This is a genomic window from Alkaliphilus metalliredigens QYMF (assembly GCF_000016985.1).
Classification (GTDB): domain Bacteria; phylum Bacillota; class Clostridia; order Peptostreptococcales; family Natronincolaceae; genus Alkaliphilus_A; species Alkaliphilus_A metalliredigens.
This window is the reverse complement of sequence record NC_009633.1, coordinates 3,996,096-4,022,891: the sequence shown is the minus strand read 5'-3', so window position 1 is coordinate 4,022,891 and position 26,796 is coordinate 3,996,096. Positions and strand designations below refer to the sequence as shown.

At 34.7% G+C, this 26,796-nt stretch carries 34 protein-coding genes, 1 pseudogene and 1 riboswitch; of the genes and pseudogenes, 29 read left to right on the top strand and 6 right to left on the bottom strand.

What is annotated here, in order from left to right:
* Positions 1-119: 119 nt before the first annotated feature.
* Positions 120-425: an acyl-CoA thioesterase/BAAT N-terminal domain-containing protein gene (locus tag AMET_RS19240; protein WP_012064968.1), complete on the bottom strand. Its 306-nt coding sequence runs from the start codon at positions 423-425 to the stop codon at positions 120-122.
* Complete coding sequence (locus AMET_RS24545; protein ID WP_012064967.1) at positions 415-1,008, bottom strand: PadR family transcriptional regulator; 594 nt, start codon at positions 1,006-1,008, stop codon at positions 415-417. The genes AMET_RS19240 and AMET_RS24545 overlap by 11 nt, the downstream gene beginning before the upstream one ends.
* 413 nt (positions 1,009-1,421) lie before the next feature.
* On the opposite strand from AMET_RS24545, the gene AMET_RS19230 reads away from it, so the two are divergent.
* From AMET_RS19230 to AMET_RS19205, 6 genes are all read left to right on the top strand, one after another.
* Entirely contained in the window at positions 1,422-2,147 is a 726-nt protein-coding gene (locus AMET_RS19230) for a GyrI-like domain-containing protein (RefSeq protein WP_012064966.1), read from the top strand.
* The gene (locus tag AMET_RS19225; protein ID WP_041721111.1) at positions 2,144-2,410 is read left to right on the top strand and encodes a hypothetical protein; all 267 of its coding nucleotides are present in this window, start codon (positions 2,144-2,146) and stop codon (positions 2,408-2,410) included. Before AMET_RS19230 ends, AMET_RS19225 begins: the two co-directional genes overlap by 4 nt.
* Before the next feature lie 125 nt (positions 2,411-2,535).
* Positions 2,536-3,453 (top strand): transposase, encoded by a 918-nt coding sequence (locus AMET_RS19220; RefSeq protein ID WP_049765309.1) that lies wholly within the window; start codon positions 2,536-2,538, stop codon positions 3,451-3,453.
* A complete protein-coding gene (locus AMET_RS19215; RefSeq protein ID WP_083761055.1) occupies positions 3,375-3,851 on the top strand; it encodes a transposase in 477 nt (158 codons plus the stop codon). The genes AMET_RS19220 and AMET_RS19215 overlap by 79 nt, the downstream gene beginning before the upstream one ends.
* Before the next feature lie 870 nt (positions 3,852-4,721).
* Positions 4,722-5,570 (top strand): sialate O-acetylesterase, encoded by an 849-nt coding sequence (locus tag AMET_RS19210; RefSeq protein WP_012064964.1) that lies wholly within the window; start codon positions 4,722-4,724, stop codon positions 5,568-5,570.
* 60 nt (positions 5,571-5,630) lie between these two features.
* Positions 5,631-6,200, top strand: coding sequence for a PadR family transcriptional regulator (locus tag AMET_RS19205; protein ID WP_012064963.1), 570 nt, complete (start codon positions 5,631-5,633; stop codon positions 6,198-6,200).
* A 233-nt stretch (positions 6,201-6,433) separates the two neighbouring features.
* Here AMET_RS19205 and AMET_RS19200 read toward each other — a convergent pair.
* Positions 6,434-6,865, bottom strand: a pseudogene (locus AMET_RS19200) (ATP-binding protein); the annotation flags it as partial.
* 14 nt (positions 6,866-6,879) lie between these two features.
* On the opposite strand from AMET_RS19200, the gene AMET_RS19195 reads away from it, so the two are divergent.
* From AMET_RS19195 to AMET_RS19145, 14 genes are all read left to right on the top strand, one after another.
* Complete coding sequence (locus AMET_RS19195; RefSeq protein ID WP_012064961.1) at positions 6,880-7,059, top strand: hypothetical protein; 180 nt, start codon at positions 6,880-6,882, stop codon at positions 7,057-7,059.
* Positions 7,060-7,322: 263 nt separating this feature from the next.
* The gene (locus AMET_RS19190; protein WP_012064960.1) at positions 7,323-7,811 is read left to right on the top strand and encodes a MarR family winged helix-turn-helix transcriptional regulator; all 489 of its coding nucleotides are present in this window, start codon (positions 7,323-7,325) and stop codon (positions 7,809-7,811) included.
* A 292-nt stretch (positions 7,812-8,103) separates the two neighbouring features.
* Complete coding sequence (locus tag AMET_RS19185; RefSeq protein WP_041721105.1) at positions 8,104-8,376, top strand: ATP-binding cassette domain-containing protein; 273 nt, start codon at positions 8,104-8,106, stop codon at positions 8,374-8,376.
* A 135-nt stretch (positions 8,377-8,511) separates the two neighbouring features.
* Positions 8,512-8,784, top strand: a complete 273-nt coding sequence (locus tag AMET_RS19180; RefSeq protein ID WP_012064958.1) for a hypothetical protein — start codon at positions 8,512-8,514, stop codon at positions 8,782-8,784.
* Positions 8,785-8,825: 41 nt separating this feature from the next.
* A complete protein-coding gene (locus AMET_RS25970) occupies positions 8,826-9,002 on the top strand; it encodes a hypothetical protein (RefSeq protein WP_012064957.1) in 177 nt (58 codons plus the stop codon).
* Positions 9,003-9,114: 112 nt separating this feature from the next.
* Positions 9,115-9,237 carry a hypothetical protein gene (locus AMET_RS26980; protein ID WP_278184221.1) on the top strand — a complete coding sequence of 41 codons (123 nt, stop codon included), beginning with the start codon at positions 9,115-9,117 and terminating at the stop codon, positions 9,235-9,237.
* The gene (locus tag AMET_RS19175) at positions 9,224-10,195 is read left to right on the top strand and encodes a daunorubicin resistance protein DrrA family ABC transporter ATP-binding protein (RefSeq protein ID WP_012064956.1); all 972 of its coding nucleotides are present in this window, start codon (positions 9,224-9,226) and stop codon (positions 10,193-10,195) included. The genes AMET_RS26980 and AMET_RS19175 overlap by 14 nt, the downstream gene beginning before the upstream one ends.
* A complete protein-coding gene (locus AMET_RS19170) occupies positions 10,192-11,010 on the top strand; it encodes an ABC transporter permease (protein WP_012064955.1) in 819 nt (272 codons plus the stop codon). The genes AMET_RS19175 and AMET_RS19170 overlap by 4 nt, the downstream gene beginning before the upstream one ends.
* A gap of 141 nt (positions 11,011-11,151) precedes the next feature.
* Positions 11,152-11,289, top strand: a complete 138-nt coding sequence (locus tag AMET_RS25965) for a hypothetical protein (protein WP_157047307.1) — start codon at positions 11,152-11,154, stop codon at positions 11,287-11,289.
* Positions 11,290-11,335: 46 nt separating this feature from the next.
* The gene (locus tag AMET_RS26715; protein ID WP_330368771.1) at positions 11,336-11,656 is read left to right on the top strand and encodes a transposase; all 321 of its coding nucleotides are present in this window, start codon (positions 11,336-11,338) and stop codon (positions 11,654-11,656) included.
* Between the two features lie 458 nt (positions 11,657-12,114).
* Complete coding sequence (locus AMET_RS19160) at positions 12,115-12,480, top strand: BlaI/MecI/CopY family transcriptional regulator (protein ID WP_012064954.1); 366 nt, start codon at positions 12,115-12,117, stop codon at positions 12,478-12,480.
* A 4-nt stretch (positions 12,481-12,484) separates the two neighbouring features.
* Positions 12,485-13,855: a M56 family metallopeptidase gene (locus AMET_RS19155; protein WP_012064953.1), complete on the top strand. Its 1,371-nt coding sequence runs from the start codon at positions 12,485-12,487 to the stop codon at positions 13,853-13,855.
* Between the two features lie 310 nt (positions 13,856-14,165).
* Positions 14,166-14,981 carry a hypothetical protein gene (locus tag AMET_RS19150; protein ID WP_012064952.1) on the top strand — a complete coding sequence of 272 codons (816 nt, stop codon included), beginning with the start codon at positions 14,166-14,168 and terminating at the stop codon, positions 14,979-14,981.
* Between the two features lie 107 nt (positions 14,982-15,088).
* Positions 15,089-15,943: a hypothetical protein gene (locus AMET_RS19145; RefSeq protein ID WP_012064951.1), complete on the top strand. Its 855-nt coding sequence runs from the start codon at positions 15,089-15,091 to the stop codon at positions 15,941-15,943.
* A 107-nt stretch (positions 15,944-16,050) separates the two neighbouring features.
* Here AMET_RS19145 and AMET_RS25200 read toward each other — a convergent pair whose 3' ends face one another.
* From AMET_RS25200 to AMET_RS27415, 3 genes are all read right to left on the bottom strand, one after another.
* Complete coding sequence (locus AMET_RS25200) at positions 16,051-16,551, bottom strand: transposase (protein ID WP_278184258.1); 501 nt, start codon at positions 16,549-16,551, stop codon at positions 16,051-16,053.
* A 45-nt stretch (positions 16,552-16,596) separates the two neighbouring features.
* Entirely contained in the window at positions 16,597-16,974 is a 378-nt protein-coding gene (locus tag AMET_RS27420; protein ID WP_157047306.1) for a hypothetical protein, read from the bottom strand.
* Positions 16,975-17,036: 62 nt separating this feature from the next.
* Positions 17,037-17,480 (bottom strand): helix-turn-helix domain-containing protein, encoded by a 444-nt coding sequence (locus AMET_RS27415; RefSeq protein WP_041721101.1) that lies wholly within the window; start codon positions 17,478-17,480, stop codon positions 17,037-17,039.
* 294 nt (positions 17,481-17,774) lie between these two features.
* Here AMET_RS27415 and AMET_RS19125 point away from each other — a divergent pair, with 294 nt between their 5' ends.
* From AMET_RS19125 to AMET_RS19090, 9 genes are all read left to right on the top strand, one after another.
* The gene (locus AMET_RS19125; protein ID WP_198135364.1) at positions 17,775-18,326 is read left to right on the top strand and encodes a transposase; all 552 of its coding nucleotides are present in this window, start codon (positions 17,775-17,777) and stop codon (positions 18,324-18,326) included.
* A gap of 16 nt (positions 18,327-18,342) precedes the next feature.
* Positions 18,343-18,444, top strand: a riboswitch (SAM riboswitch).
* A gap of 123 nt (positions 18,445-18,567) precedes the next feature.
* Entirely contained in the window at positions 18,568-19,632 is a 1,065-nt protein-coding gene (locus AMET_RS19120; protein ID WP_012064948.1) for a methionine ABC transporter ATP-binding protein, read from the top strand.
* Positions 19,595-20,272: a methionine ABC transporter permease gene (locus tag AMET_RS19115; RefSeq protein WP_012064947.1), complete on the top strand. Its 678-nt coding sequence runs from the start codon at positions 19,595-19,597 to the stop codon at positions 20,270-20,272. Before AMET_RS19120 ends, AMET_RS19115 begins: the two co-directional genes overlap by 38 nt.
* 51 nt (positions 20,273-20,323) lie before the next feature.
* Positions 20,324-21,130: a MetQ/NlpA family ABC transporter substrate-binding protein gene (locus AMET_RS19110; RefSeq protein WP_012064946.1), complete on the top strand. Its 807-nt coding sequence runs from the start codon at positions 20,324-20,326 to the stop codon at positions 21,128-21,130.
* Positions 21,131-21,141: 11 nt separating this feature from the next.
* Positions 21,142-22,425 (top strand): NPN-dependent 2-hydroxyacid racemase, LarAH10 family, encoded by a 1,284-nt coding sequence (gene larAH10, locus AMET_RS19105; protein ID WP_012064945.1) that lies wholly within the window; start codon positions 21,142-21,144, stop codon positions 22,423-22,425.
* 452 nt (positions 22,426-22,877) lie between these two features.
* Positions 22,878-23,099, top strand: a complete 222-nt coding sequence (locus AMET_RS25960) for a hypothetical protein (RefSeq protein ID WP_157047305.1) — start codon at positions 22,878-22,880, stop codon at positions 23,097-23,099.
* 42 nt (positions 23,100-23,141) lie between these two features.
* Complete coding sequence (locus AMET_RS19100; protein WP_012064944.1) at positions 23,142-24,059, top strand: amidohydrolase family protein; 918 nt, start codon at positions 23,142-23,144, stop codon at positions 24,057-24,059.
* 111 nt (positions 24,060-24,170) lie between these two features.
* Entirely contained in the window at positions 24,171-24,857 is a 687-nt protein-coding gene (locus AMET_RS19095) for a transposase (protein ID WP_242661503.1), read from the top strand.
* 448 nt (positions 24,858-25,305) lie between these two features.
* Complete coding sequence (locus AMET_RS19090; RefSeq protein ID WP_012064943.1) at positions 25,306-26,571, top strand: L-lactate MFS transporter; 1,266 nt, start codon at positions 25,306-25,308, stop codon at positions 26,569-26,571.
* Positions 26,572-26,796 lie beyond the last annotated feature (225 nt).

Sequence of the window (26,796 nt, the reverse complement as noted above, 5' to 3'; positions counted from 1 at the left end):
GTGATGTGATGGTCACTTTGAGATTCCCATTTTTCATGCTTTTTTTCAAATGTAATTTTTACCTTGGAATAACATGGGTTAAGTTAACGCCTATGATTAACAAGTAAAACCTCATCTTATTAGATTGATGGTTCATTTTTACAAGGAGGAAAATGAGTGTTACTGTCCTTTATCTGCATAGACCATAGCAGACCATTAGGATCACAGTTAGTGAAAGAGCCTTCTTTAGGTGCTGTTTTATCTAAATCAATCTTTCCTTCGTGATTAGCTATGAAGCTTGCAAAGGAATGCCATGTTCTTTTTACATCGTCTTGCATTTCTGCTTGTATCGTTACCTGTTGGTTAGATTTTAATCCAGTAATTTGAAGTTTTAAACTTTGGTCAATTAGTTGACTAGTTGACGATAAAACTATTTTAGGATTCATCACTAATTTCTCCTTTTTTATTTAATGGAGGTAAATGAACTTCAAATGATTCTTTAGACAATAACTCCCTCACCTCTTTTAAAAATTCTATGTTTGCTTCTATATGGGCACATCCATTTTTAAGTAGAGCCTTCATATAATTTGGTAATGTTTTGGGTTGCACTTTTTCTTTTGCTTTCTCAGCAGTTTTCCAATTTCTCAACTCTTTTTCCAGATGGCTAATGTGAGCATCAATAGCTTTTATTGCTTTTTCGTAGGGTAGTTCTCCCAAAAAAGTTACAGCAGTATATAAAGAATTAGGAAAATTAAGATCAACTTCACTGAGAGTATCTTCTAGTTTTATTTTAAAATAGTGATCTCCTTTTTGAGTAATTGAATAAATTGTTCGTGAGCGATTTCCAACATTTTCAATAGATTTAACTTTTACTAGTTTCTTTTCTTCCATTGTTTTGAGAGCATAATAGATTGAGCCTACTTTAATGCCTGACCAGCTTTCTGCTTGACTCAAATTTAAATATTGTACTATTTCATAACCAGTTAAATCTCTTTGTTGTAATAAACCTAGTAACATTAATTGTATCAAGTTAGTTCCTCCTTTAACAAATGTATTCAAATTTGTATATTCAAATTTGAATACACAGTAACATGATTAATATCAAATGTCAACTTTATTTACTGATTCGATACAATATTTTCTTAAATTAGAAAATCAAATGCAACATTAATTCAAACATGATAACACAGAGCCACGGATGATATTGATACTAAACTTGATGAGATAAAAGTTGGTTTCTCAGGCTGGCAAACTCCAGTAGGAAATCAAGAAATATAGCACATATCTTTACTTTCATAAGTTGATTTGTTGATGGAGAACGAGTAGATGAGCTATTAGGGATATAAAGTGTATAGTCTTATCGTAACCAGAAAAAGTGAATTTAATGATCGAGCATATTGATTGCTATGAGAAGATAACTAAGGTTTCTAATAAAAAGGGCATTGGAGGTCAAGCGGATTATTGACGCTGCTTTGGACTTTGGGTTTTCCTCACACGAAACTTTTACCCGCGCATTTAAAGATGCGTATGGGATAACGCCGGAAAAATTCCGTACTGATCCCGTTCGCCTTAACCAGAATTTGAAGCCGGAGTTACTGCTAAATTACACGATGATTGATGAAGATGTACCACTGATTAGCGACAGCATAGTTCTGGAAATCACGCGCAGGAAACTGGATACGGTTGAATCCTATGTCGGTCTTTCGGCTCAAGTCCCTATATCTCAAGTGCCCGTTGGCGAGGTGACTGGCATCGACGTGCCCGGCCAGTTATGGGATTCATTCCACAGCCGTAAATCGGATATTCTTTGCTTACTGCGAGACGGTATAGAGTTAGGTGCGTCTATAATGGGAGAGGCAGTAGACGGAACATTTACTTATTTTGTTGGTGGTGCTGCGAAGCCGAACACATCAATCAATGAGGAGTTCATTACATGGGAGCTGCCTGCATCCGAGTATGTGGTATGCTGTTTTGAAGCAAAGAGCTTTGACGAGCTTACCACTTCTGCGCTAGGTAAAGCTATAAATTACCTCTTTGGAACGTGGCTGGCAAATCGAAAACTGACAACACGACCTTTTTTAGCGGAAAAATATTATAAGGTTACACCGGACGTCGCTTATATGGAAATATGGGTTATTCCCATTCCAATGGAGGAATCTGAAATTTGAGCATTCTTAGGAACTCAAGAAGATACCACAAAGAATATAGTAATGAAGATTTCTTAGATATTTATGAAACAAGGAAAATTAGAGATAGTGAAGCGATATCAATAATTAAGGATTTATGTAATGTAGATCAATCTATAGACATTCAAAACCCTGATAAAGATGTTAGAGATAAGAACTTAATAGAACTAAAAAATAGAGGTCTATCGACAAGACAAATAGCTAAGCTTACAGGTGTAGGAAGAAGTATAGTTATGAAATTATAGGTGGTAAGAGACATAAACCAACCATAAGAACCGTCAGAGCGCGCCAAAAATCCAACAATTGGATAAGACAATCTTGATATAGCATGCATAAAATCGCCCATAATAGTAGTATGGAGGGTGATATTATGAGATATATAGAAGATATTCATAGAAAAAGCAAGATTGTTTTTCCAGAATATATAGATGACTACATTACGGAAGATAATCCTGTAAGGATGATAGATGCTTTCGTTGACACACTAGATATAGTTGAATTAGGATTTAAAAATGCAGTGCCCCAAAAGAAAGGAAGGCCTGGATATAACCCCAAATACCTGCTTAAACTGTATATTTATGGCTATATGAACAAAATTACTTCATCAAGAAAGTTAGAAAAAGCAACGCAAACAAATATAGAGCTAATATTCAAATACTTTGTCAGTCTATTAAATGAGTGGGACCTTTTTGGTAAAGAAATAGTGGCGGTAGATGGCTCTAAATTCAGGGCCTGTAATTCTAAGAAAAATAACTTTAGCACAAAAAATTTAAATCGAAAAATTAAATACCTAGAAGAGAAAATAGAAAAATATATGATAGAAATAGAAAAAAATGATAACACAGAACTGAGTACCGCAAAGCCAACGAAAGAAGAAATTCAATCAAAGATTAAAGAGCTCAAAGAGCGGAAAACAAGATATGAAGCGTATAAAAAAGAAATAGAAAAAGGCGATACAAAAGAAATATCAACAATAGACCCGGAGTCAAGGCTAATGGCTGTAAACAATAACGGAATTGATGTATGCTATAATGTCCAAACCATAGTAGACAGCAAGTATAAATTAGTCGTAGACTGTGATGTCATAAATAATCCAACGGATCATGGGATGTTAAGTAAAATGACTACAAGTGCAAAGGAAATATTTGAAGTAGAAAAACTTAAAGCCCTAGCAGATAAAGGTTATTATAATGCCGAGGATTTTAAAAAATGCGAAGAACAGGATCTTACAACCTATGTTTCAAACAAATCTTTTCAAACGCTACAGGAGAATCTGATTTTTATCTAGATAAATTTAAATACGATAAAGAAGAGAATATGTACATATGTCCTATAGGAGAAAAACTTTATTTTAGAAGGCAAAAGCCGATTGATGAAAATACAAAAAAAATAGTATACCAAAACTTTGCTGCATGTGGGAAATGTGACTTTAAGGATAAATGCACAAAGGATAAAAGAGGTAGACGGGTAAGGAGATCGATAGATCAAGATTTTTTAGATAGGGTAGACCAAAGAACAGCAGAAAACAAAGAGCTTTATAAACAAAGACAAATGATCGTAGAACATCCCTTTGGAACAATAAAGAGGGGGTTAGGTATGACGTATTTTCTGACAAAAGGTATGCCGTCAGCAAAAATGGAGATTTCTTTTGCTTTTTTAGCCTCAGATTTTGTAAATATTACTTAATACTTAAAAATATTTGCTTATTTAGCATGAAACCCATGAAAAGTACAATGGAATAATAATCTAATTTAGCGCGCTTTGCCGTCCCCGTGGTTTCTATGAGGTACAACTCTGATGTGTATGTACGATAATTTGTCTTGGTTTGGCAGTCAATTGGAATCTGTTGTAGAAGAGATTTTAAGAAATATACCCTGACACCAAGGGGGTACCAGGTGCTGTGGTCATCAGAATTGCAGCAACAAGGCATGTGGAGACAGTTGTTAGGATAGAGCGGAAATAGGCTGATATCAAAATGTTAGAGAGATTTAACCCTTTTTTCATGTGTGTTTTATGTTTCCATAGACTAAGCGTTTTACGGATTTGTTACCCAGGGGGGTGCATAAATACGCAAAAATAGCGAGGACTAGGTGAGTGTACAGGTTTTTTTGCGTAAGGGTATAAATGCCAAGAAATAAATTAAACTATATGGTGCTAAAAATTTATGCCGTCTGGGTTGAAGTAAAAGTATTCACCTTAGTCGGCTATTTTTATTATTGATTAGCTCAGAAGGCAGTTGGAAGGCTTGGATGTAAAATCAATCAATTAATATAAATAAGGAAAAATATTTTGGGAATTAATGAATATTTCTCTGGATCGTCTAAAATATATTTTGGCTTTACTTCTGAAAAAAATATAGTTGACAATTAGTCTAATTAGACTATAATATTTAAGTGTAATTAGTCTAATTAGACTAATGATAAATTTGGTAGTTTTTGATATCTAGAAAATCTACTGAAGCAATGGATTAAATAAATAAGTAAGTAATACTTAACATTTATTGAGAACTGGAAACATTTCTTCATAAATAATAAATAGAAAGAAAGGATGAAAAAAATGGTTAAATCATTTTTTATGTTAGGACAGTCGAATATGGCTGGACGAGGGTTTATTCATGAAGTAACCCCGATTTATAATGAAAGAATACAAATGTTGCGTAATGGTAGATGGCAAATGATGACTGAGCCCATCAATTATGACCGTCCTGTTTCAGGAATAAGTCTGGCTGCTTCATTTGCAGATGCATGGTGTCTTCAAAATCAAGAAGATACTATTGGCTTAATTCCTTGTGCTGAAGGTGGAAGCTCACTTGATGAATGGGCTGTAGATCAAGCGCTTTTTAAACACGCAATAACTGAAGCTAAATTTGCTATTCAAAGTAGTGAGTTAACAGGAATTCTATGGCATCAAGGAGAAAGTGATAGTATGAATGGTAACTACAAAGTCTATTACAAAAAATTATTTTTAATTATTGAGGCTCTTAGAAAGGAGTTGAATGCTCCAGATATTCCTCTCATTATTGGTGGTTTAGGAGATTTTTTAGGCAAAGAAGGCTTTGGGATAAGCTGTACTGAATATAATTTTATTAATCAAGAGTTACAGAAATTTTCTTTTGAACAAGAGAATTGTTACTTTGTCACGGCATCAGGTTTAACATCTAACCCAGATGGTATTCATATTGATGCAATTTCTCAAAGAAAATTTGGTTTAAGATATTTTGAAGCCTTTTCTAATAGAAAGCATGTTTTGGAGCCATTAATTGATGAAAATGAGTTAATAAATCTTAATCATACTAGAACATATACAAAAGCAGAAAAGATATATATAAAAAGTATGGATTTTGTATTTGGAAAAATATCATATGATGAATTCGTATCTCAAGTCATGCAAATCAACAATGATTAAATCTTGTAATTATTAAATAACTATTAATGTAATTTTTATGAAAATAAAGGAGATGTTTTTTTGATACCATTGCTAATTTTGGGTTTATTAAAACAAAACCCAGGTTCTTACGGATACAAATTATTAGCCTTAATGGAAGAGAGACACTATAAATATATAGTGAATTTCACTAAAGGATCATTCTATTATAATCTTCAACAATTAGAAGAAAAACAATATATAAAAAAAGTTGACCAATTAGATAATACTAGAGAGACCCGTAATTATATCCTAACTGAACTAGGGGATAAAGAATTTGAAAAATTGATGTATAAGTATGGCTCCAAGACTGAGTATGTAAATTTATCTTTTTATGCAGCAATGCTATTTGCTAATGAATATAAAAGCGAAGAACTAAAAAAACTAATAGAAATTCAAATCCAACAAACTAATCAGAAAATCTTTTTATTAGAACAATCTCTTGAATATAATGAGACTATCCCTGCTAATTTTAAAAAAATGTTGGAAAATTCACGTTCTCATCACTTAGTAAATGTAGAGTGGTTTGAAGGACTGTTAAAAGATATAAGGAATGAAAGTGAAACAACAAAGCCTAGTAAAATGGACAATTTCAAAAGTTCTAGCTTGTAAATCTTTTTGCGTATTGGGTATAACTCACAACCCCCACTCCCTAAAAAGCCCCCGGGGTATGAGTACAATAATTCCGCGTATTAGTATCATTTTTCTATCAAAACCCATGTGGAAACTGTCGCTAAACTATCTAGAATTTAGAAGGGTTTCAGAGTTTGAATATCTTGAAATTTGCCACCGCTTTTTCTAAATGGGTGGCAAATCACTTTATCATACTTTCAAAACGATCTACACTATCTTGTCCTACTATCTAACTTATTTTCCAAATATGCTTTCTTTAATTGATCAATTAGATCCTGGCATTTTATGAAGTAGGTACTAACCCTTTTATTAGCTGCGGCTATCCCAATGGAGGTAGCAAGGTGGGTTTTCCCAACCCCACTGTTTCCAATTAATACTATATTACTATTGTTTTCTAGAAATCTTAAACTCTCGAAATCTAAGAATTGTTGTTTATTTATTTTAGGTTGAAATTCAAAATCAAAGTCTTTCATTTCTTTAAGGTGAGGGAATCCTGCTACTTTAACCATTGCATTGGTAGCATTAAAATTCTTTATTTCAAGCTCCTTTTCAGTAAGCTCATAAAGAGCATCTACTAGGCTTATTTTATCTTCATTGATCTTCATTATATATTCATCTAGTCTTAAGTCTATCTGTGCTAATTTTAACTCTTTTAGCGATGGAACAGTATGTTGTCGGGACTAAGATAAAAAACACAAATAAAGAAATCAAGGGAAGCAGTGCCAGTATAAAGAATTATATGAGATCATTAGCTGAGATTGATGTCAATCAAATCACTATACCAAAGGATTGGAATGTAGATAATATACCTAATCCTTTTAAGGCAATAAAGGATTAGAAGACATTCTCGCGTTAAAAAGATCTTTTCATGGCTGTTTTGTTGCTAGTGGTGTATAATTATTCTCAGAAAGGCTGTAAATTGCAGCAGAGGATAATTCAAATAGCGCTTTTATCTGTCTTGTTTTTGCAGTAAAAACACTTTTGCATTTCAGGATTTTGATTCCTTAATCCTATAGGGATCAAAAATTAGGGCTTGACAAAGTAGAGTTCTACGCATATAATAATGAATAGAATTCTACATAGTTTCATGGAGGTGAGTAGATGATTAGGGCAACCGGAAAACCAAACGCGGATTTTTACATTCAAAGCATTGCATTATCTTTGCGCTATCTCAACGATCGAAAGCTGGAGGAACATGATATAACGAATCAGCAGGCACGACTTTTGGGTGGCATATACAGAAGTCTTTATGAAGGAGTAAACATCAGCCGTAAGTTTCTGGAAGACTTAATGGAACTCAAAGGACCTTCGGTAACAAGTTTATTAAATGGATTAAAGAAGAAAGGCTTTATCGTCCGATGTAGCAGTGCAGACGATGGCCGAGCGATGAATATAATGGTAACAGAAAAAGGCGAACAGGTTTTAGATGCGTTACGCAATGTATTTGAAAGCACAGAGCGGCAACTTCTTTCATGTATGACTCTTGCAGAGCAGGAGCAATTTATGACCCTGCTCCAAAGAGCACACGATAATGTTTCGCAGGATAAGGCTTCTAGGCTCGTGCCAACAGTCGATGAACAAAAAACATAAGCAAGCTGCAGGATAATTCAAGAATGGCAACGCAGCTTGCTTTTCTAACCTACGTATATGTCGAATTCGATATATATATAATGGATAAGGGAATTCATGTTTTTTTAGTCAATTATGTAGAACTCTACTAAAAATAAAACCAGAGGTGATACACATGGTACAATTTTTCAAAAAAACTATTCCTAATCCCGGTTTGGGCGGCAATGTTTTTCCTCATTCTACAGATTGCGTGTGAGCTAACTATCCCAGCCAGTTCAAATGGCTAAACGCCTGAGCATATGGAGGTTTGCAGATGAAATTACAATTTGAACAAGTATCCAAGAGTTTTAAAGACAAGAAGGTTCTAAAGGACATTTCCGTAACAATGGATAGAGGCGTTTACGGTCTGCTCGGCCCCAATGGAGCGGGCAAAACCACTATGATGCGGATTATGGCAGATACCATGCCGCCCAGTAAAGGAAGGATTTTGATTGACGGGAAGGACTATAAGGATTGTGGCGACGAATATCGCGAAACAAATTATGATGATGGAGTACGGCGAGATCAACCGTTCACAAACGAATGAAGAATATATTAAAATGATTAAAAACTGCGTGTGGCTTGTATACATGCTGCCATTATCGCCGCCGCGTGGTTATTCTTTACCAGTGCTGTCTATACCTTAATCATCTGCTTTATTTCTTCGAGGATGAAAAGCCAGATGGGAACTGTTGGAATTGGATTGGCCGTTCTGTTTATCAATATTGGGATTGCATCAATGGGAACTGCCGTAATCGAAAGAATACAACCCATTATTGATTTTGGGTTGGCAAATGTCACGCTGATAAAAGAGATTTTTGGTGGCTACAAGGCCTATAGCGTGTTCGGCATGAGTGTAAGCTACCCTGTAATGAGTGTTATCGTTTTGAGCGTCATTGCCGCTTTAGCTGTTATGGGCATCTATTGGGGACAAAAGTACCGCACGATTGCATAAATTTAGATATGCCACAGCGTACTCGTTAAGGGGAAAATGAGTTGACGAAAAAAACAACTTCTGTCAATTATATTGCTGAGGAGGTGATGGATATGATTAGAAATAATAAAATTAGTAAGTTTTTGGATCAATATAGTAATGAATTAATAAGAATGGGAATTTATTTACTAGTTATTGCCTTTATTTTCGGGCTAAGTCTTATTTATGCTAAGTGGTAAATCCTTGCTAAAACAGGCACAAAGGGTTTTCTTCAATACAGACCCAAGGGAGGTTTGTTTTTTTGAAGGAATATAGGTAGAAATCTACTAATTAAAATTTGGAGGTAAGCTCATGCTTAAATTTATTAAAAAACTATTAGGACGCAGTAGGGGGGATTTTCCTCGTGGCAAAGGTGATTTTCCTGGATTTGGTTCTCGTAATAAAAAAGGGGGTAATGACAATGACAACAAATAATAAAACATTAGCGGTAGAAGCGCATAGTTTAGTAAAGACATTTGGTGATAACAGAGCGGTAGATGGTGTTAGCCTTTCGATTCCTACAGGAACAATTTGCGGTGTTCTCGGCCCAAATGGTGCGGGTAAAACAACAACAATCAATATGCTTGCCACGCTTTCACAACCCGATTCCGGCTATGCTAAAATTTTCGGTTACGATGTTAAAAAAGACACGCAAATCGTAAGGCAACTTATTGGCTTGACAGGTCAATTCGCTTCTATTGATGAAAATATGACCGCAATGGAAAATCTAAAAATCTTCGGACGATTGCTTGGCTTTTCTCGAAAAGAAGCAAAACACAAAGCAGAAGAATTATTAGAGGAATTTTCTTTAACGGAAGCGGCAAATCGTGAATTATCAAAATTTTCCGGCGGTATGCGCCGCCGCCTTGATCTTGCCGCAAGTCTGCTTTCTCAACCGCCGCTTATCTTCCTTGACGAGCCGACAACGGGGCTCGACCCACGGACACGGACGCAAATGTGGCAAACGATTCGTACTCTTGTTAAAAATGGTTCAACCGTTTTATTGACAACACAATATTTAGACGAAGCAGACCAGCTTGCCGACAACATCGTTGTAATTGATAAGGGGCGCGTAATCGCAAATGACACGCCGGATGGATTAAAAAAATCCATAGCTTCTACTTCATTGCAAGTAAAGGTTCTAAACGCTGATAATACTCATAATGCGGCATGTATCATTGAACAAATGCTTGGGGTTAAAGTACAGATTTCGGAAGCGACAGAATTGTCTGCGCCAATGGATAACACCGATAAATTAACGGACATTCTTGCGGCTCTGAAAGAAGCGAGTATTCAGCTTACAGAAATAAATGTAACTAAACCAACGCTTGACGAGGTATACTTTGCCTTAACAAGCAAAGTGGGGCATAATAAAGGAGGGTTTTTGATATGACAAATACAGCGATTATACCCGCCAACGAGCGTAAATTAAAAAACCGTGTCGGTATAGGGTTCGTAATCAGGAACATGTTTACTTTCGCATACAGGGCATTGTTAAAATCGTTCCGCAATCCCGAAACATTTATGGATATAACCCTTATGCCGATTGCATTCACATTATTGTTTACCTATATTTTCGGCGGGGCAATTTCCGGCGATACGGCAAGCTATCTGCCTATCGTCATACCGGGAATTTTAATGCAAACATTTATAATGAATTGTGCAACGGCTGGCGTACAAACCCGCGAAGATATTGACAAAAGTACGACAAACCGTTTCAAATCCATGCCGATTGCCCGAATAGCACCCATTGCAGGAATTTTGGTTGCGGATTTAGTTCGCTACGTTATAGCGGGAAGCGTTGTTTTTACTGTCGGTCATTTCATCGGATTTAGACCAGCAGCCGGAATACTTGCTATTATAGCTTGTATAGCTTTTATGACTATTTTCGCATGGTGTTTAAGTTGGTTGTTTACTTATATTAGCCTATCTATGAAAACAGCCGCCGCCGCTTCATCGACAAGTATATTAATCATGTTTCCGTTGATTTTTTTATCAAATGCCTTTGTGCCGGTAGAAACCATGCCGAGCGGGTTACAATTTTTTGTGGATAAAATCAACCCTCTAACAAAAGCGGTAGCAGCGATTCGGGAGATGTTGATTTACGGTACAATCGGTACGGACTTTTGGTTCGCTATATTAGGCGCTATGGTGATACTTGCGATATTTATTCCGTTGACCGTATGGAAATATATGAAAAGAACATGATTTTCAAAAGCATAAAACCGAGCGGCAGCATAGCAAAAAAAGCTATCCTGCCGCTTTTGCAGTGTGCCCAGTATGGGCGTAATCTAACGGGTGAAAGTCCTGCACACCCTAGTAGTGGGAAGTGTATAGCTTAAGGCAAAGGTGTCGCAGGCGACTGTGAATCTGAAGGTGGCGGCAAATAACAATGACATCATCACAGGTTTTCAGACGGACGAACTGATGGAACAGATTTTACAATCAAATAACCTAAATAAGGCTTACGAAGAATTTATAAAATGATAAGATAATTTAGGGTGATAAAAATGTCAAGAACAGTGAAACGGGAATTTATCGTATTGTTATAAGAGGGATCAATAAGCAAATAATTTTTGAGGATGAAGAAGATAGTAAAAAGTATTTACATACACTGTTAGAGTATAAAGATAAAGGTGAATATAAGATATATGCCTATTGTTTGATGGGAAATCACATTCATATACTTATGAAAGAAGAAAAAGAAGATTTAGGCATAACAATGAGACGTATAGGAGCAAGCTATGTATATTGGTATAACTGGAGCAGTTATACTGAGTATATAGTAAAAGAAAAAATTGTAGACATTGATTTTATATTAGATGAATTTAATGCTGATAGGAAAAAGCCATAGAAGAATTTAAAAAATTCCATGAAGAAGAAAGTAGTAATGAATGTTTAGATATTAGTGAAAAAAGGCGAATTAAAGATAATGAAGCAGTAGAGATCATTAAAAATACATGTAATATAATTCATTGTACAGACATTCAAAAATTAGAAAAAGATAATCGGGATAAATATTTAAAAACAATAAAAGAGCAGGGCCTATCAACAAGACAAATAGCAAGGCTTACGGGGATAAGTAGAAATATAGTTTTAAAAGTATGAATATAACGAGAGAGTTCTTGTAGGGCAAGAGTCAACCGGAACCGTCCCCTTGGGTTATGAAGTGACATCTGTTACTTGACTAAGAGGGGAATGAAATTTTTATTCCCCTACTTTAGTTTATCAATTTCTATATTGACAATATCTGTTTATCGTGATAGACTGACCGTAGTCTATCACGATAAACAGAAGTAAGGAGTGGCTATAATGAGCAAAAATTTAAAATTATTTGATGCAGAATATCGATTTACCTGTATTGTTTGGGATAACGAACCGATTCAATCAAGAAAATTGGCGAATATTTGTGAACAGCAATTGGGGTGGAAAAGAACCACGACCTACACAGTTTTAAGAAAGCTATGTGAAAGAGGGATCATGCAAAATAACAATTCTATTGTGACTACTTTAGTTACCAAAGAAGACGTTTATCAATATGAGAGCAATTCCATGATTGAGCGAACTTTTGGGGGATCTTTGCCTAGCTTTATTACTGCATTTTTAAAAGACAAAAAATTATCCAAAGAAGAAGTCAATAAAATTAAAAACTTGATTGACGAATACAAGGAGGAGTGATGCAATGCAATACATATTTATATCAATTTTAAATATGAGCATTGCAGGCAGCTATTTAATTATTTTAGCTTTAATTGGAAGATTCTTTTTAAGGACTGTTCCTAAAAAGTATTCGTATATTTTATGGGGGATTGTATGGTTTCAACTTATTATTCCTTTTTCCATCAACTTCACAGGTGTTTTAAATTTTTTTAGAGGTTATGGAATCAACAATATTTTTACCCGACCAGAATATATTCCCTATTCCATTGGCAGGAGTTTATCTGGTGCCGAAACTTTATCAGTAAACAACCCATTTTTAACGTTTATGTTGATATTTTTATTTGTTGTTTGGTTTATAGGGTTTGCTGGAATTCTGCTAAATGAGGCTATCGCATACAATAAAGCCAGGAAAAGACTGATGACTGCCATAAAAATACAAGATAATGTTTTTGAAACAGATCAGATTACTACTCCTCTCATTTTCGGACTGCTCAATCCTAAAGTATATGTACCCTTGGGCATAACTAAAAACGAATTTAAATATGTACTTTGCCATGAGCAAATTCATATTAAAAGAAAGGATTATCTGATCAAATTCTTTGCATACTTTGTACTGGCAATTCACTGGTTTAATCCATTTGTCTGGATGGCATTTAAATATTTGAGTAATGATATTGAAATGAGCTGCGATGAAAAAGTAGTAGCGACTTTAGGGAGCAGCGTTCGAAAAGAATATGCTCAAACTATTTACAATTTTAGCAAAACCCCAATAAAAATTACAAGGTCAATGCTTGCTCTTGGAGAAAGCAATACGAGAAAGCGGGTTAAAAATGTGTTAAATAAAAAGAAAAATACTACTATTGGTATTGTAGTGATTAGCATAATTCTTTTTACGATTATATTGTTATTGATATTCAATCCTTCTTTCGATTCGCTATTTAGATTTGTTGAAAATCAGCATAGTGAATGGGAAATAGAAGGCCTTGAAACAACCGATTTGTCCAATATTACTGTTGATAGGATAGGAATTGGCTCTAATATTGGAGAGATTGACTTATCAATATATCAAGAGAGTAATCGCTTTATAAATAGAGAAGGTGACTATACTTACTATTTTAGTGAATTGGTATTAGATATTGAGGACGGTTATGTCAATTATATTTTTGCTTTTAATTCAGAGGTAGTAATAAATGTAAATAACAATCAAAGCATATCCACGATAGATGAGGTAAGTAACTTGCTGGGTGATGCCTATTTACAAAAGACAGAAGATGGTGAACAACGTTTGATGAAGCATATATACTATGATCGTGAAATGGAAGTTGTTGCTGAATTTATCTATAGTAATTATGACAATCAATTTGTTTGGATTACTTTAAGAAAAATACAATAGCTATCTCAATAAAAATACTACTAAAAAGATTTGTATTGTATCTAGATTGTCAAAGCACAACAAGTAGTATTCATAATAAGACCAATCTGCTGATAAAGAACACATCTTAGTGCTTTAAACATATATTATTAAACTCAAATCACGATACCCCATAGCAGGTTACCTCTGTCAATAATAAGTAGCCTGCATGGGTGATAATAGATTCACTGTAGCCACCAATATCTATTTTCGTGAAATAATGTTAAAAGGAGGCAAAATTAATTTCGGTGGTAAAGAATGATAAAATTATAAAAATGGGAGGTTTTATTTTATGAATAGGTCTAAAAAAATCTTAAGCGTATTTATTGCTATGACTCTTATGATTACTGGTTTTGCTTTGGTTGCAAATGCGGGTAGTCCGACACTAGACGAAAAAACTCTTGACGTTAAGTTTAGACAAATTATTGAAATGCCAGAATTAGATGGTGATGATAGTGAACTTTTAGAACAGGCCATTGAGGCTGCTGTTGCTACTGGCTGGTTCTATAATAGTGCTGAACAGCGGTTTGAACGTCTAGTAACTTATACAGATATCGAGGTAACAATTGATGGTGCCGATATTGAATTGGACAGCCATGGTCAAGCAAAAGTACTGACTCAAACAAATAAGAGTCTAGAAGTTAAAGTTTATGACCCTGTGACCAATGAAAGCTATGCACAGCTTATCAGCGGTGATACCACAGAGGCTACAGTAATATTTGATGTTGATATCAGTTATATGATCTCTGTTGACAATAAAAGTATGGAAAATCTTGAAAAATCCGATTTTACAATCAATGCCAGTCCAACGGATCCATATTGGTCTAATGGTGAGCAAGGTGTATATGGATATCGGTTACATTGCAACAGATTTAACGGCTACTTAGGTAATGGTACTTACTATTCAAACCAAGCTTCACCAAGTGCAATTTTGAATTTCTTTGCAAGCGACTGCGACTGGGCACTGGGTTCTTATAGTAACTGCCTAGCAGATTATACTTCTAATCCATTCTGTGCTGCTTCTCCTCAATCAAAACAAGCCAGTTGTTCGGGGCTAATAGGACATTATGGTCGTTTTCATATGCATACAACGTATACTGGAAATTAAATCATACTCTCAATAATTTATGTCCGTCTATTATTCGATGTTTAGTGGAGTGATAGACGGACATATTTTAAAAATGAAATAATATTGGCAGAGGAGGGTGAACTAGGATGAAAAAAATATTAGATAAAATTGTTTACGCCATATTGGCACTAAGTCTATTTACAAATGCCTTTCTTATTTATAATGTTGTCAAAGATGAACCAGTATTTAAGGTAGAAAATGAGACTGTTTTGACGAAAAACCAATTAAACAGTATTCTTAATGATAATTACAAAGTGGCAATCATTAACCAGAAAGTAGGCGATTATCTAATACAATTGGAAAGCGAAAATCGAAATATTCAAGCACCTACTGACGAGGATTTACATGAATTAAGCGAACTATTTCCTGCATTTGAAGGATACACTATAAATAGTGAAATAGGTAGACAAAAACTAATTGAGGTATATAATGTATATCAAATTTATAAACAAGATGATATAAATGTCTCACAGATACAAAGTTTTTTGATGAACCACTATGGCGATCCTGACATAAGACTATATGAAATATATGTCTATGAAACAACTGATCATCATCATGCCGTTGACGTTGAAACTATGCTTAAAGAGGGTAAAGAGATACATGAAGTTGAAGATCAATTCAACATAGAATTTTTTATTAGTTACACAACATCAATGGATAGTATCATAAATCACATGCATACAAATTTAGATTCCGATCATGATTATAGCGAAATAACAGATATGCATACTACTAATAATATTAATACATATTCAGTAGGTGATGTCTATCATGTCATGGATTCCGGAGATATGCATGTTATATTGATAAACGATATTCTTAGTTTAGATAATAACCTTGAACATTTTAAAAATTTATATTTTGCGCAAAATTATATAAGTGTAAAAAATAGCATTGTAAACAACTTAAAATCAGAATATGTAGTATCATATTATTAATGTTTATCTATTATAAAAGGATGTTAGGGTAGTAGCCGGTAGGGAAGTCAAGGTCAAGGACAAAGGATCAAGCACAAAGAACCGTAAGACTGCGCTAAATTGCATTATTATTCCATTGCACTTTTCATGGATTTCATGTTAAATTGGCAAATGTTTTTAAGTATACGATAATATTTACAAAATCGGAGGCTAACAAATGCTTTTTTGTCTGTTAGTCTCCTCATTATTGCCTTTATTCCCAGTATATTTAGTGCTCGTTTCATATTATAGGCTAAAAAGGCAAAAGAAATCTCCGTTTTTGCTGATTGCATCCCTTTTGTCAGAAAATACGTCATGCCTAGCCCTCTTTTTATCGTTCCAAAGGGGTGCTCTACGATCATTTGTCTTTGCTTATAGAGTTCTTTGTTTTCTATCATCCTCTGGTCTACTCTATCTAAGATATCTTGATCTATTGGTCTTCTTACTCGTCTGCCTCTTTTATCTTTTGTACATTGATCTTTAAAATTACATTTACTACAGGCTTTGAAATTTTGATATACTATTTCTTTTGTATTTTCATTTATAGGTTTTTGTCTTCTACAATAAAGTTTTTCTCCTTTAGGACATATATAAATATTTTCCTCTTTATCATATTCAAATTTGTCTAAATAATATTATTCCTCTCCTGTAGTATTGGGAAATACTTGTTTTGAAACATAGGTTGTAATACCTTCTTTTTCGCATTTTTTTAAATCCTGTGCATTGTAATAACCTTTATCTGCTAGGGCTTTAAGTTTTTCTACTTCAAATATTTCCTTTGCACTTGTCTCTGTGATATGAACAGAACGATTACAACCCAAAGGCTCTGTAAACATAAAAGCATTTGCTGTACCATTTCTTTCGTATTCATAATCGTGTCGTTCAGGTTTCCCAGGTTCTAAGGGGAGAGGGGTACGAGTTTCCCTAATAAGTTGTATAGGCTGTTCATCCATACAAACTACAGGCTTATTACTATCATAGGGTCTCTGGTATAAATCAAGGACATCTTCCATAGCGCATACGAAGGCAGCATCTTGTTCAGGGGGTATCATCCAATACTTACTTTGGTGAGGCTTCAAGTCATTTTTTTTAGAATCCTGGAAACTGTTTGATGTGAAATAGAATCAACTATATTTAATTCAACAACTTTATTAGCGAGTAACCTCAATGTCCAGTGAGAATGATCAGCCAGTGGTGTGCTGCAGGCAAGAGCTATTATTTTAGCTTGATCTACACCATCAAATTTTCTAGGCAAAGTAGAAGGATCTCTCTTTTTTCGGTCAAGAGCACTATCAAGACCTTCTTCTACGAAGCGTTTTTTGACATTTGTTATCGTATTGCTATGGCAATTAAACGCTTCTGCAATTTGTCTATCAATCCAGTTTGGTCCGTCTGTATTGGCCTTGAGAAGAATGTTTGCATGTTTGATTTTATATGCCGGTGATTTACCTTTACTTATTATATCTGTTAGTTCTTGATGTTCTTCATTGGTCAGTTTTACGATATATTTCTTTTTCATGATGTTCCTCCATTTCTTTGGGATTAGTTTACACATATCTTCCCCAAAGAAGGAGGTTACTAAGCACTAGTAGATAAGTAGATTCTTTCAATTTTTTCCAATCAATGATGTCTAATAATTTTTCGAAAATAGTGATATAATTATCATTAACCAATAGTCAGTACCCCCTTGCAAATATGGTTAGTGTGTAATTATATTAAAGCAAAGGTTACTGACTATTTTCATGTCTAAATTTAAGTCAAATTATGAAAGTACTGGATACGAAGTATTGTCAATGGATTTAAAATCCATTAATTGAACACTAGTGACATACATCTATTGTTAAAAGAAGGAAAAGAACCATTAGAACAAATAATGAGACGTATAAGTGGAAGCTATGTATATTGGTATAACAAGAAGTATGAACGGGTAGGAACTTTATTTCAAGATCGATTTAAAAGTGAACCCGTAGAGACAGAATCATATTTTTTGACGGTTATAAGATACATTCATCAAAATCCTATAAAAGCAGGAATTATAAGAAATATAAAAGACTATAGATGGAGTAGTTATAGGGAATATTCAGTAACCCCCAAAATAATAGATAAGGAATATGTACTTAAAATATTTGCTAAAGACAATGATATAGCTATTGAATTATTTATTAAATTTAACAAAAAGAATAATAATGATGAGTGCTTAGAAATCAAGGAAAAAAAGAAGAATATATCAGATGATGAATTAAGGCAGATAATAAAAAATCAATTTAAGGTAGAAGCATGGACGTTACAAAATGAATCAAAAGAAAAGAAGGAAATTAATTTTATTGTTGACAAAACATTTTATACACTATATAATCATATCTAATATAAAAACTAAATATAACTTATCAAGAGAAACTGAGGGACTGGCCCGATGATGTTTCAGCAACCACACATATGTGACGGTGCTAAATCCAGCAGAACATAGTTCTGGGAGATGAGAATGGATAATGAAACCCTTCTTGGGTTATTTTTATGCAGATAAACCTTTTCTCTCTTTGAGAAGAGGTTTTTTTATTTGGTAAAAAGTATGTGCTATTTCTATGGTAAAGAAAGGAGGCTGAAAATTGATTATATTACATGAACTAACCAAAACCTATGGAAGTAACAAAGAAGCTGTTAAGGCATTAAAAAAGGTTAGCTTGAAAATACAAAGAGGAGATATATTTGGAATAATTGGATATAGTGGGGCTGGTAAAAGCACCTTGATAAGATGCATTAATCTTTTAGAAAAAATGGATTCTGGGAAAGTCACAATAAATGGCATAGAATTAACAGAACTATCGCCAAAGGAATTAAGGAAACAAAGAGAAAAAATAGGAATGATTTTCCAACACTTTAACTTAATGAAGAGGAGGACTGTGTATGATAATATAGCTTACCCCTTAAAGGGTAAAGGTTTAACAAAGGTTGAAATAAATGAAAAAGTGGTAAAACTTTTAGAATTGGTTGGAATTAAAGATAAGATTTATTCTTATCCCTCTCAGCTAAGTGGAGGTCAGAAACAGAGGGTGGGCATAGCAAGGGCCCTTGCCAATGATCCAGAGGTATTATTATGTGATGAGGCAACCTCAGCCCTAGATCCTCAGAATACAAGGTCAATTTTAAACCTGTTGAAAGAGATTAATCAAAAGCTCAATTTAACGGTGGTAATTATTACCCATCAAATGGAGGTTATAAAGGAAGTTTGCAATAGGGTGGCCGTGATGGATGCTGGGGAGGTAGTAGAGGAGGGAAGCATCATAGATGTCTTTTCTAATCCAGCAACAGATATTACCAGGGAATTTATTGCTAAGACCATGGGTTATGAAGGCCTAGATGAGTTGATAAATCAGAATTTCCTCAGGGATCCAGGTCAATATGAATTAACTGTAAAAGTTACCTTTGTTGGTCAGGTAACGGGGCAACCTTTTATTTCTAGAATATCTAGAGAGTATGGGATTATGGTAAACATACTTTTTGGAAGCATAGAAAGCCTACAGGGGATCCCCTTTGGAAGTCTTGTGGTCAGTCTTACGGGTAATGAAGGAAAGATTCAAGAAGCAATTGCACTTCTTGAAAGCAATAAAATACGAGTGGAGGTATTAAGAGAGTATGGAGCTAGTAAATCAAATGCTACCCAATGTAGTTGAATTGTTTCCTGAGTTAGTTAAAGCATTTATGGATACCTTGATTATGGTTTTTATATCTGGATTAATTGCCTCCATAATCGGAATTCCTTTAGGTGTAATCTTAGTTATTACAAGAAAAGGGAATCTGGTGGAAAATAAATTGATAAATTTTATATTGGGAAAGGTAGTGAATATATTTAGATCTTTACCTTTTGTAATTTTGTTAACGGCCATTATACCTATTACAAGATTTTTAGCTGGCACAACAATAGGTCTTAGGGGTGCAATAATACCTCTAATATTTGCCTCCGCTCCCTTTGTGGCACGGCAGGTGGAGTCAGCACTGTTAGATATAGATCCAGGAGTTATTGAAGCAGCACAGGCCATGGGATCTAGCCCCTTTGAAATAATCTATAGGGTATTACTTGTGGAGGGCTTACCTGGAATCATATATGCTTTAACCATAACCGTCGTTAGCTTAATCGGTTTTTCTGCCATAGCTGGAACGGTGGGAGGTGGAGGTCTTGGGGATTTCGCTATACGATACGGTTATCAATATTATAGAACTGACATCATGATTGTAAGCACAATAATTTTGCTGCTGATCGTAAATGTTGTTCAAAGTACAGGGGAATATTTTCAAAAGAAATTAAGTCACTAAATTAAACAACAAGCAAAATAAACACAAAAAATGACTGAAGGAGAGAAAAAAATGAAAAAAATCATACTAATATCTATAACTATTGTTTTATTGGCATTAATTGTAACGGGCTGTGGAGCTAAAACCGCTGCTGGTAATGAAGATACATTAAAGATTGGTGTAACAGGTGGGCCCCATGAAGAAATTGCTAAAAAGGTTAAAGAATTGGCTGAGGATAAGGGCTTAAATATAGAATTAGTTGTTTTCAATGAGTATATTCAACCCAATATACAGCTATTTGATAAGGAATTGGATGCTAATATTTTTCAGCATGAACCATACTTAATTAAATTTAATACAGATAGAAGCATGGATCTTATTACCATCGCACCAACAGTAAACTTTCCAATGGGTATCTATTCTGATAAAATCGCTTCACCTAGTGAACTAGTTGAAGGCCAACAGGTAGCAGTTCCCAATGATTCGACAAATCAAGCTAGGGCATTGATCCTATTGGAGACAGCCGGAGTTATTAAACTCAGGGAAGGTGCAGGTACTGCGGTAACAGTTAGGGATATAGTAGAAAATCCTAAAAACATTAAAATAGTTGAGCTGGAGGCACCAATGCTTATTAGAGCTCTACCGGATGTGGCAGTGGCTGTAATTAATACTAATTTTATCATTGAGGCAGGGATGAATCCTGTAGAGGATTCAATATTTATTGAAGATAAGAATTCTCCCTGGGTAAACCATATTGTTACTAGACCAGAGCTTGAGGAGGATGTAAGAATTAAAAAGCTTGTTGAAATATATCATTCCAGTGAGATTAGACAATTTATAGAGGAAAGCTTTGGTGGAGCTGTTGTGTCGGCATTCTAGGAGGGATTTTATTGAAAAACTATAGCTTTAAATATGGGAGAGGTGAGCTTCTCTGTAAAATTAATGAAAAGTTAATATTAAATACACTTTTACCAAGGGTAGCCGCCCCAATAATAGATGTTAAGGAGGCAGTAATAAGGGCCATTGAAAATCCTACAGCTTCTGCTTCCTTAAAGAATGTGATTAAAAAAGGAGAAACCGTTGTAATAGTAGTTAGTGATATCACTAGACTGTGGATTAAAACAGATCAATTTTTAATCCATCTAATAGATTACCTAAATGCTATGGGTGTAGAAGATAGTCATATTGATATATTAATTGCATTAGGTACCCACAGACCCTCAAATGAAGGGGAAAAGCAAGCTATTGTGGGAAATGAAGTTTATAATAGGATAAAAATACATGATCATGATTGTTTTGATTCAAAGGGATTAGATTATGTTGGAGAATCAAGCTTCAATACTCCAATCTTTATTAATAAAAGAATAGTAAAGGCCGATAGAGTGATTCTCACAGGGGGTATAGCCTTTCACCTTTTTGCTGGTTTCGGAGGTGGAGCTAAGGGAATGGTGCCCGGAGTTGCAGGATTAGAGACAATTCAGCATAATCACAGGCTTACCTTTAATGAAGGCATTAATACCGGATTGAATCCCAAGGCTGCATCAAACAAGATAGATGGAAATCCCATGCGAGAAGACATCACAGAAATATGCAGAATGATAAACCCAGATTTCCTAATAAATGCAGTCTTAGATGCTGATGGTAGGTTCCTGAAATTTGTTGCTGGTGACTTTCAGGAAGCGTGGCTTGAAGGTTGTGAAATAATACGAGAAGTATATGGAATTGAGTTAAAGGAAAAGTCAGATATTATTATTGCATCTGCCGGGGGGTATCCAAAGGATATAAATCTATATCAAACGGTGAAGACAATGGATAACTGCCTTTATGGAGGAAAGGAAAATAGTGTGATTATTTTAGCATCTGAATGCAGCGATGGTTTAGGAGCTTCAGAGTTCTTGAATTGGTTTCAATATAAGACCCTAGAGGAAATGGAAAAGGCACTAAAAAAGAATTTCACTGTTCCTGGCTATGCTGCCTATAAAGCTGCCTATACAGGGGTTTACAGGAAGTTAATTCTCATTTCAACTCTTCCTAGGGATCATGTGGAAAAATTAGGGTTTCTACCAGCTAACTCCTTAGATGAAGCTTTAGATCTAGCCTGCAAATTAAGTCCTCTAGAGCCTAAAATTACTCTAATGCCCTATGGGGGAAATACATTACCAATAATTAATTGACATTGAAAAAATCAACCTTTTGGTTGATTTTTTTTTTCGGAACTCTTAATAGAAAATCCATATATTTGAATATTTGGTACTGCATCATGGAGTGGGTGTGGTGTTTCTACTTTAATTAGTCATCCTATTTTATTGATAAAGGTATTTTTATCTACTCAACTTTCCCACCCTTAAACGGGACTTAAGGTACTGTGAAATCTAATGTTTCTACGAAAATAATATGTATATAGACACAAAAATACACCTCAATCTGATAAAATGTAACTACGAAGAAAACACTTTAAAATCCAGATAAGAGAGATGCATACCACAATGATACATCATTATGACCCATCTGAAAAGAGTAAAAATGCTTTACTACACTCTTTGAAAACATTAAAGATTGCCTAACTGCTTAGAAAAGCTGGGATTCGCAAAAATCAAGGTACATCAGTTTTTAAGGTTTTCCGTTTTTGATTCTTTTAGTCTTTCAAAGCAAGAACCTTTATCGTTTTCTTGAATCTGAACGTAAGGATCAGGCGCTTTCTAAGAATACATATTATCGATTTTTATCGTTACTGGCGATACGAGTTACTGAAGGATTACAAAAGCTAACAAAGCCAAAGCGTGTCAAAATATTGGTTTTGGACGACACAATTACTGAAAGACGGTTATCAGAAGGTGTAAATTCGTAATTAAGAAACATAAAATAATTTAGTAAAGAGAGTGGATATACAATGTTAATTGACGCCCATATTCATATAGCCTTAAATCATTTGTATAATAAGCAAGAATGGGAAAGTGCCAGGAGAGAGACCCAAATAGAGTGGGTCAGAAGGGTATTGAAGGAATATAAAAAAGCTGGAATCTATGCTTTACGGGATGGAGGAGATGGGATCTATGCCTCTAAATTAGCCAGGGAAATCGCTGAAGAAGAAGGTGTGATTTACAAATCCCCTATATATGCCCTATACAAACAAGGGCATTACGGCAATTTTTTAGGAGAGTCAATAACGGATAAAGAAGATTTCACGAGAACGTTTAAGATTCTTTTAGATCACAAGTTAGACCATTTGAAAATTATCTTAACTGGCATAGTAGATTTTAAGAAATATGGTGAGGTTGGAGAAACGACTTTTACTCTAGAGGAATTAAAATATATGGTTGAGACAGCAAGGGAGCATAACATCCCTGTTATGGTACATGCTAATGGAAAAGATGGGGTACAAAAGGCAATCACAGCAGGTGTTCATACCATAGAACATGGTTATCTAATTTCTGAAGCAGAAGTTTATTATATGGCTGAAAAGGAAATCCTGTGGACTCCCACACTTTCTCCCCTAGGGAATATTCTCAATACCCATAGCAATAAATTCAAAATGGAAAGGGAAATAATAAGTAGAGTATATGAGGAACAGATAGAAAATATTAGAAAAGCGGTTGAGCTAGGATGCAATGTGGTACTAGGAAGTGATTCAGGAGCCTATGGGGTTGATCATGGGAAAGGCTTATTTGATGAAATGGCACACTTTGAGAAAATAGGTCTAAATAGATATGAGATCGAAAAAATGTGTCTGGAGAATGGAACGAAGGCTTTAAAATTAGATAGAAGTGTTCTGCAAAAGAAGCGCAGGGACGGGGGTGTTGCTTTGTGAAGCAAATCATAGTAAGATGAGCATGAGGTGATAATTATGCCAAGAACAGCCAGAAAGAAGAGTCAAACTAGAACATACCATATAATATTGAGGGGAATAAACTGACAGAGCATATTTGAGGATGACGAAGATCGAGAAAAGTTATTACAAACTTTAATAAGATATAAAGAAAAGTGTGAATATAGTATATATGCATACTGTCTCATGGATAATCACATACATCTATTGTTAAAAGAAGGAAAAGAACCACTAGAACAAATAATGAGGTGGATAAGTGGAAGCTATGTATATTGGTATAACAAGAAATATGAACGGATAGGAAATTTATTTCAGGATCGATTTAAAAGTGAACCTGTAGAGACAGAATCATATTTTTTGACGGTTATAAGATACATTCATCAGAATCCTATAAAAGCAGGAATGATAAGAAACATAAAAGACTATAGATGGAGTAGTTATCGGGAGTATTCAGTAACCCCCAAAATAATAGATAAGGAATATGTACTTAAAATATTTGCTAAAGACAATGATATAGCTATTGAATTATTTGTTAAATTTAACAAAGAGAATAATAGTGATGAGTGCTTAGAAATCGAGGGGAAAAAGAAGAATATATCAGACGATGAATTAAGACGGATAATAAAAAATGAATTTAAGGTAGAAGCATGGACGTTACAAAATGAATCAAAAGAAAAGAAGGAAATGATGTTAAAGAAAGCCTTAGAGATAGAAGGAATATCAACAAGGCAGCTGGCAAGAGTTACTGGAGTCTCGGCGAATATTATTTGGAAATTATAATATGTTACACAGGACCAAAGCGATAACCCCGTCCCCTTGCTTCCCCTTGCTTCTGATATTTTCTTTTACGCTCTTTCATCTCTTTAATCTTTGATTGAATTGCTTCTTTCGTTGGCTTATGGGTGCTAAAGTTATTTTGTGAATTATTACGTCAGTCAGTTTTTGTTAATTATTTTAAAAGTGCAAAACTATAGTAATGTTTGTAGTTTTTAAATCTATTTATTTATTACAACAAGAAATAGACGTAAATAAAGCCTAAGAAAAAAATAGAAAGCTAAAAATTATAGCCATCTTTAAAAGTTTGATGTAAGATAGTTTTATGAATTAGTTTCAAACTATTAAAAAGCCATAAGAAAGGATTGAGGAGGGTATTTATGCGACTAAGATTGTTAAAAAAATAACAATAAATAAGGAGACATCGATAATAATATAAAAGGGAAGTGACAAAATGACAGAGTTAAGAGGAAATAGATGGACGATATTAATTGTAAGTATTATCATGAATATATGTATAGGAGCAGCTTATGCCTGGAGTGTTTTTCAGACACCTCTGGTTGAGCTTCTAGGCTCAACTACAGCTGAAGTATCTTTGGCTTTTACATTAAGCTTAGCTTTAGTGCCAGTGTCAATGATGATATTTGGAAGGTTCCAGGATAAAAAGGGACCTAGGATGATTACGTTACTAGGTAGCGTCATATTTGGTGCAGGTATTTACTTGACCGGATTGACAAACTCTGTAATGATGCTTTATTTAACCTATGGCGTGTTAGGTGGTTTAGGGATTGGCGCAGTATATGGCTGTACAGTTGCCAATACAGTAAAGTGGTTCCCAGATAAACGGGGACTAGCTGGTGGATTAGTTGCAGCAGGCTTTGGGTCAGGAGCAGTTATTCTAGCACCTTTGGCAGAGGGATTAATTAATAGGTATGATGTTTTAACAACCTTTAAATTAATGGGCATAATATTTTTTATATTAATTGCCCTATGCTCTTCAATCATAAAATCACCTCAACCTGGTTGGAAGCCCAAAGGATGGGAACCAGCTAATTCTAAGTCAAAAACATCTATTAATTCAGGTCTAGACCTATCACCAGAGGAGATGATGAAAACAGGTACCTTCTATATTCTGTGGGTTATCTACATCATTGGAGCCGTATCGGGGCTTATGATTATAGGACATGCATCACCAATTGCACAGGGGCAGATCGGACTTACATCAAGCGTAGCGGCTATTTGTGTAAGTATACTGGCCCTAGCCAATACCTTTGGACGAATATTTTGGGGGATTGTTTCTGATAGAATTGGAAGATACAATACAATGGCTTTAATGTTTGCTGTAAGTGCAAGTATGTTACTTGTCTTGAATATAGCAGATAATATTGTATTATTTATTATATCAACATTTGGAATTGCCCTAAGCTTTGGTGGTTTCTTAGGTATTATGCCTTCTGTTACGGCAGATAAATTTGGAGCGAAAAGCCTAGGGATGAATTATGGAATTATTTTCACAGCCTATGGGGTGGCGGCTGTGGTAGGCCCAAGAATTGCTGCTGTAGCTGTTGAAGCAAGTGGAGAGGGTTATTCTAGAGCCTATATTATTGCAAGTGCTATGAATGTAGTAGGTATCCTATGTGGCCTTATAATGGTACAGAAAGCTAAAAAAAGCAATGCTAAAAATGTAAAAGCAATGGAACTGGCAACGGATAAAATCTAGTATTTTTATAAAAATGTTGAGATTCTATTGAGTTATTGCTTATTAAGTAAATTGGATGATTAAAGAAAATTAACTGAGGATGCCTAGTGCTTGAAGACTAAGCATCCTTTGTTTATAGCAAGCCAAGGGGATAGGGGGCTTGTCTGAAAAGAAAAGTTTTGATATGATTTTTCTTAGGTGAGTAGATATGGCTAGGCAAGCACGGAAAAAAGTGAATTTAGACTT

Coding starts and splice junctions, on each gene's coding strand:
- AMET_RS27415 (WP_041721101.1), bottom strand. CDS start 17,480: ATGAAAAAGAAATATATCGTAAAACTGACCAATGAAGAACATCAAGAA.
- AMET_RS19170 (WP_012064955.1), top strand. CDS start 10,192: ATGACAAATACAGCGATTATACCCGCCAACGAGCGTAAATTAAAAAAC.
- AMET_RS19155 (WP_012064953.1), top strand. CDS start 12,485: ATGCAATACATATTTATATCAATTTTAAATATGAGCATTGCAGGCAGC.
- AMET_RS19220 (WP_049765309.1), top strand. CDS start 2,536: ATGAGATATATAGAAGATATTCATAGAAAAAGCAAGATTGTTTTTCCA.
- AMET_RS19215 (WP_083761055.1), top strand. CDS start 3,375: ATGCGAAGAACAGGATCTTACAACCTATGTTTCAAACAAATCTTTTCA.
- AMET_RS19175 (WP_012064956.1), top strand. CDS start 9,224: ATGACAACAAATAATAAAACATTAGCGGTAGAAGCGCATAGTTTAGTA.
- AMET_RS19160 (WP_012064954.1), top strand. CDS start 12,115: ATGAGCAAAAATTTAAAATTATTTGATGCAGAATATCGATTTACCTGT.
- AMET_RS19185 (WP_041721105.1), top strand. CDS start 8,104: ATGAAATTACAATTTGAACAAGTATCCAAGAGTTTTAAAGACAAGAAG.
- AMET_RS19110 (WP_012064946.1), top strand. CDS start 20,324: ATGAAAAAAATCATACTAATATCTATAACTATTGTTTTATTGGCATTA.
- AMET_RS19190 (WP_012064960.1), top strand. CDS start 7,323: ATGATTAGGGCAACCGGAAAACCAAACGCGGATTTTTACATTCAAAGC.
- AMET_RS19100 (WP_012064944.1), top strand. CDS start 23,142: ATGTTAATTGACGCCCATATTCATATAGCCTTAAATCATTTGTATAAT.
- AMET_RS19240 (WP_012064968.1), bottom strand. CDS start 425: ATGAATCCTAAAATAGTTTTATCGTCAACTAGTCAACTAATTGACCAA.
- AMET_RS26980 (WP_278184221.1), top strand. CDS start 9,115: ATGCTTAAATTTATTAAAAAACTATTAGGACGCAGTAGGGGGGATTTT.
- AMET_RS19180 (WP_012064958.1), top strand. CDS start 8,512: ATGGGAACTGTTGGAATTGGATTGGCCGTTCTGTTTATCAATATTGGG.
- AMET_RS19090 (WP_012064943.1), top strand. CDS start 25,306: ATGACAGAGTTAAGAGGAAATAGATGGACGATATTAATTGTAAGTATT.
- AMET_RS19145 (WP_012064951.1), top strand. CDS start 15,089: ATGAAAAAAATATTAGATAAAATTGTTTACGCCATATTGGCACTAAGT.
- AMET_RS19210 (WP_012064964.1), top strand. CDS start 4,722: ATGGTTAAATCATTTTTTATGTTAGGACAGTCGAATATGGCTGGACGA.
- AMET_RS19115 (WP_012064947.1), top strand. CDS start 19,595: ATGGAGCTAGTAAATCAAATGCTACCCAATGTAGTTGAATTGTTTCCT.
- AMET_RS19195 (WP_012064961.1), top strand. CDS start 6,880: ATGGAACAGTATGTTGTCGGGACTAAGATAAAAAACACAAATAAAGAA.
- AMET_RS19150 (WP_012064952.1), top strand. CDS start 14,166: ATGAATAGGTCTAAAAAAATCTTAAGCGTATTTATTGCTATGACTCTT.
- AMET_RS27420 (WP_157047306.1), bottom strand. CDS start 16,974: ATGGAAGATGTCCTTGATTTATACCAGAGACCCTATGATAGTAATAAG.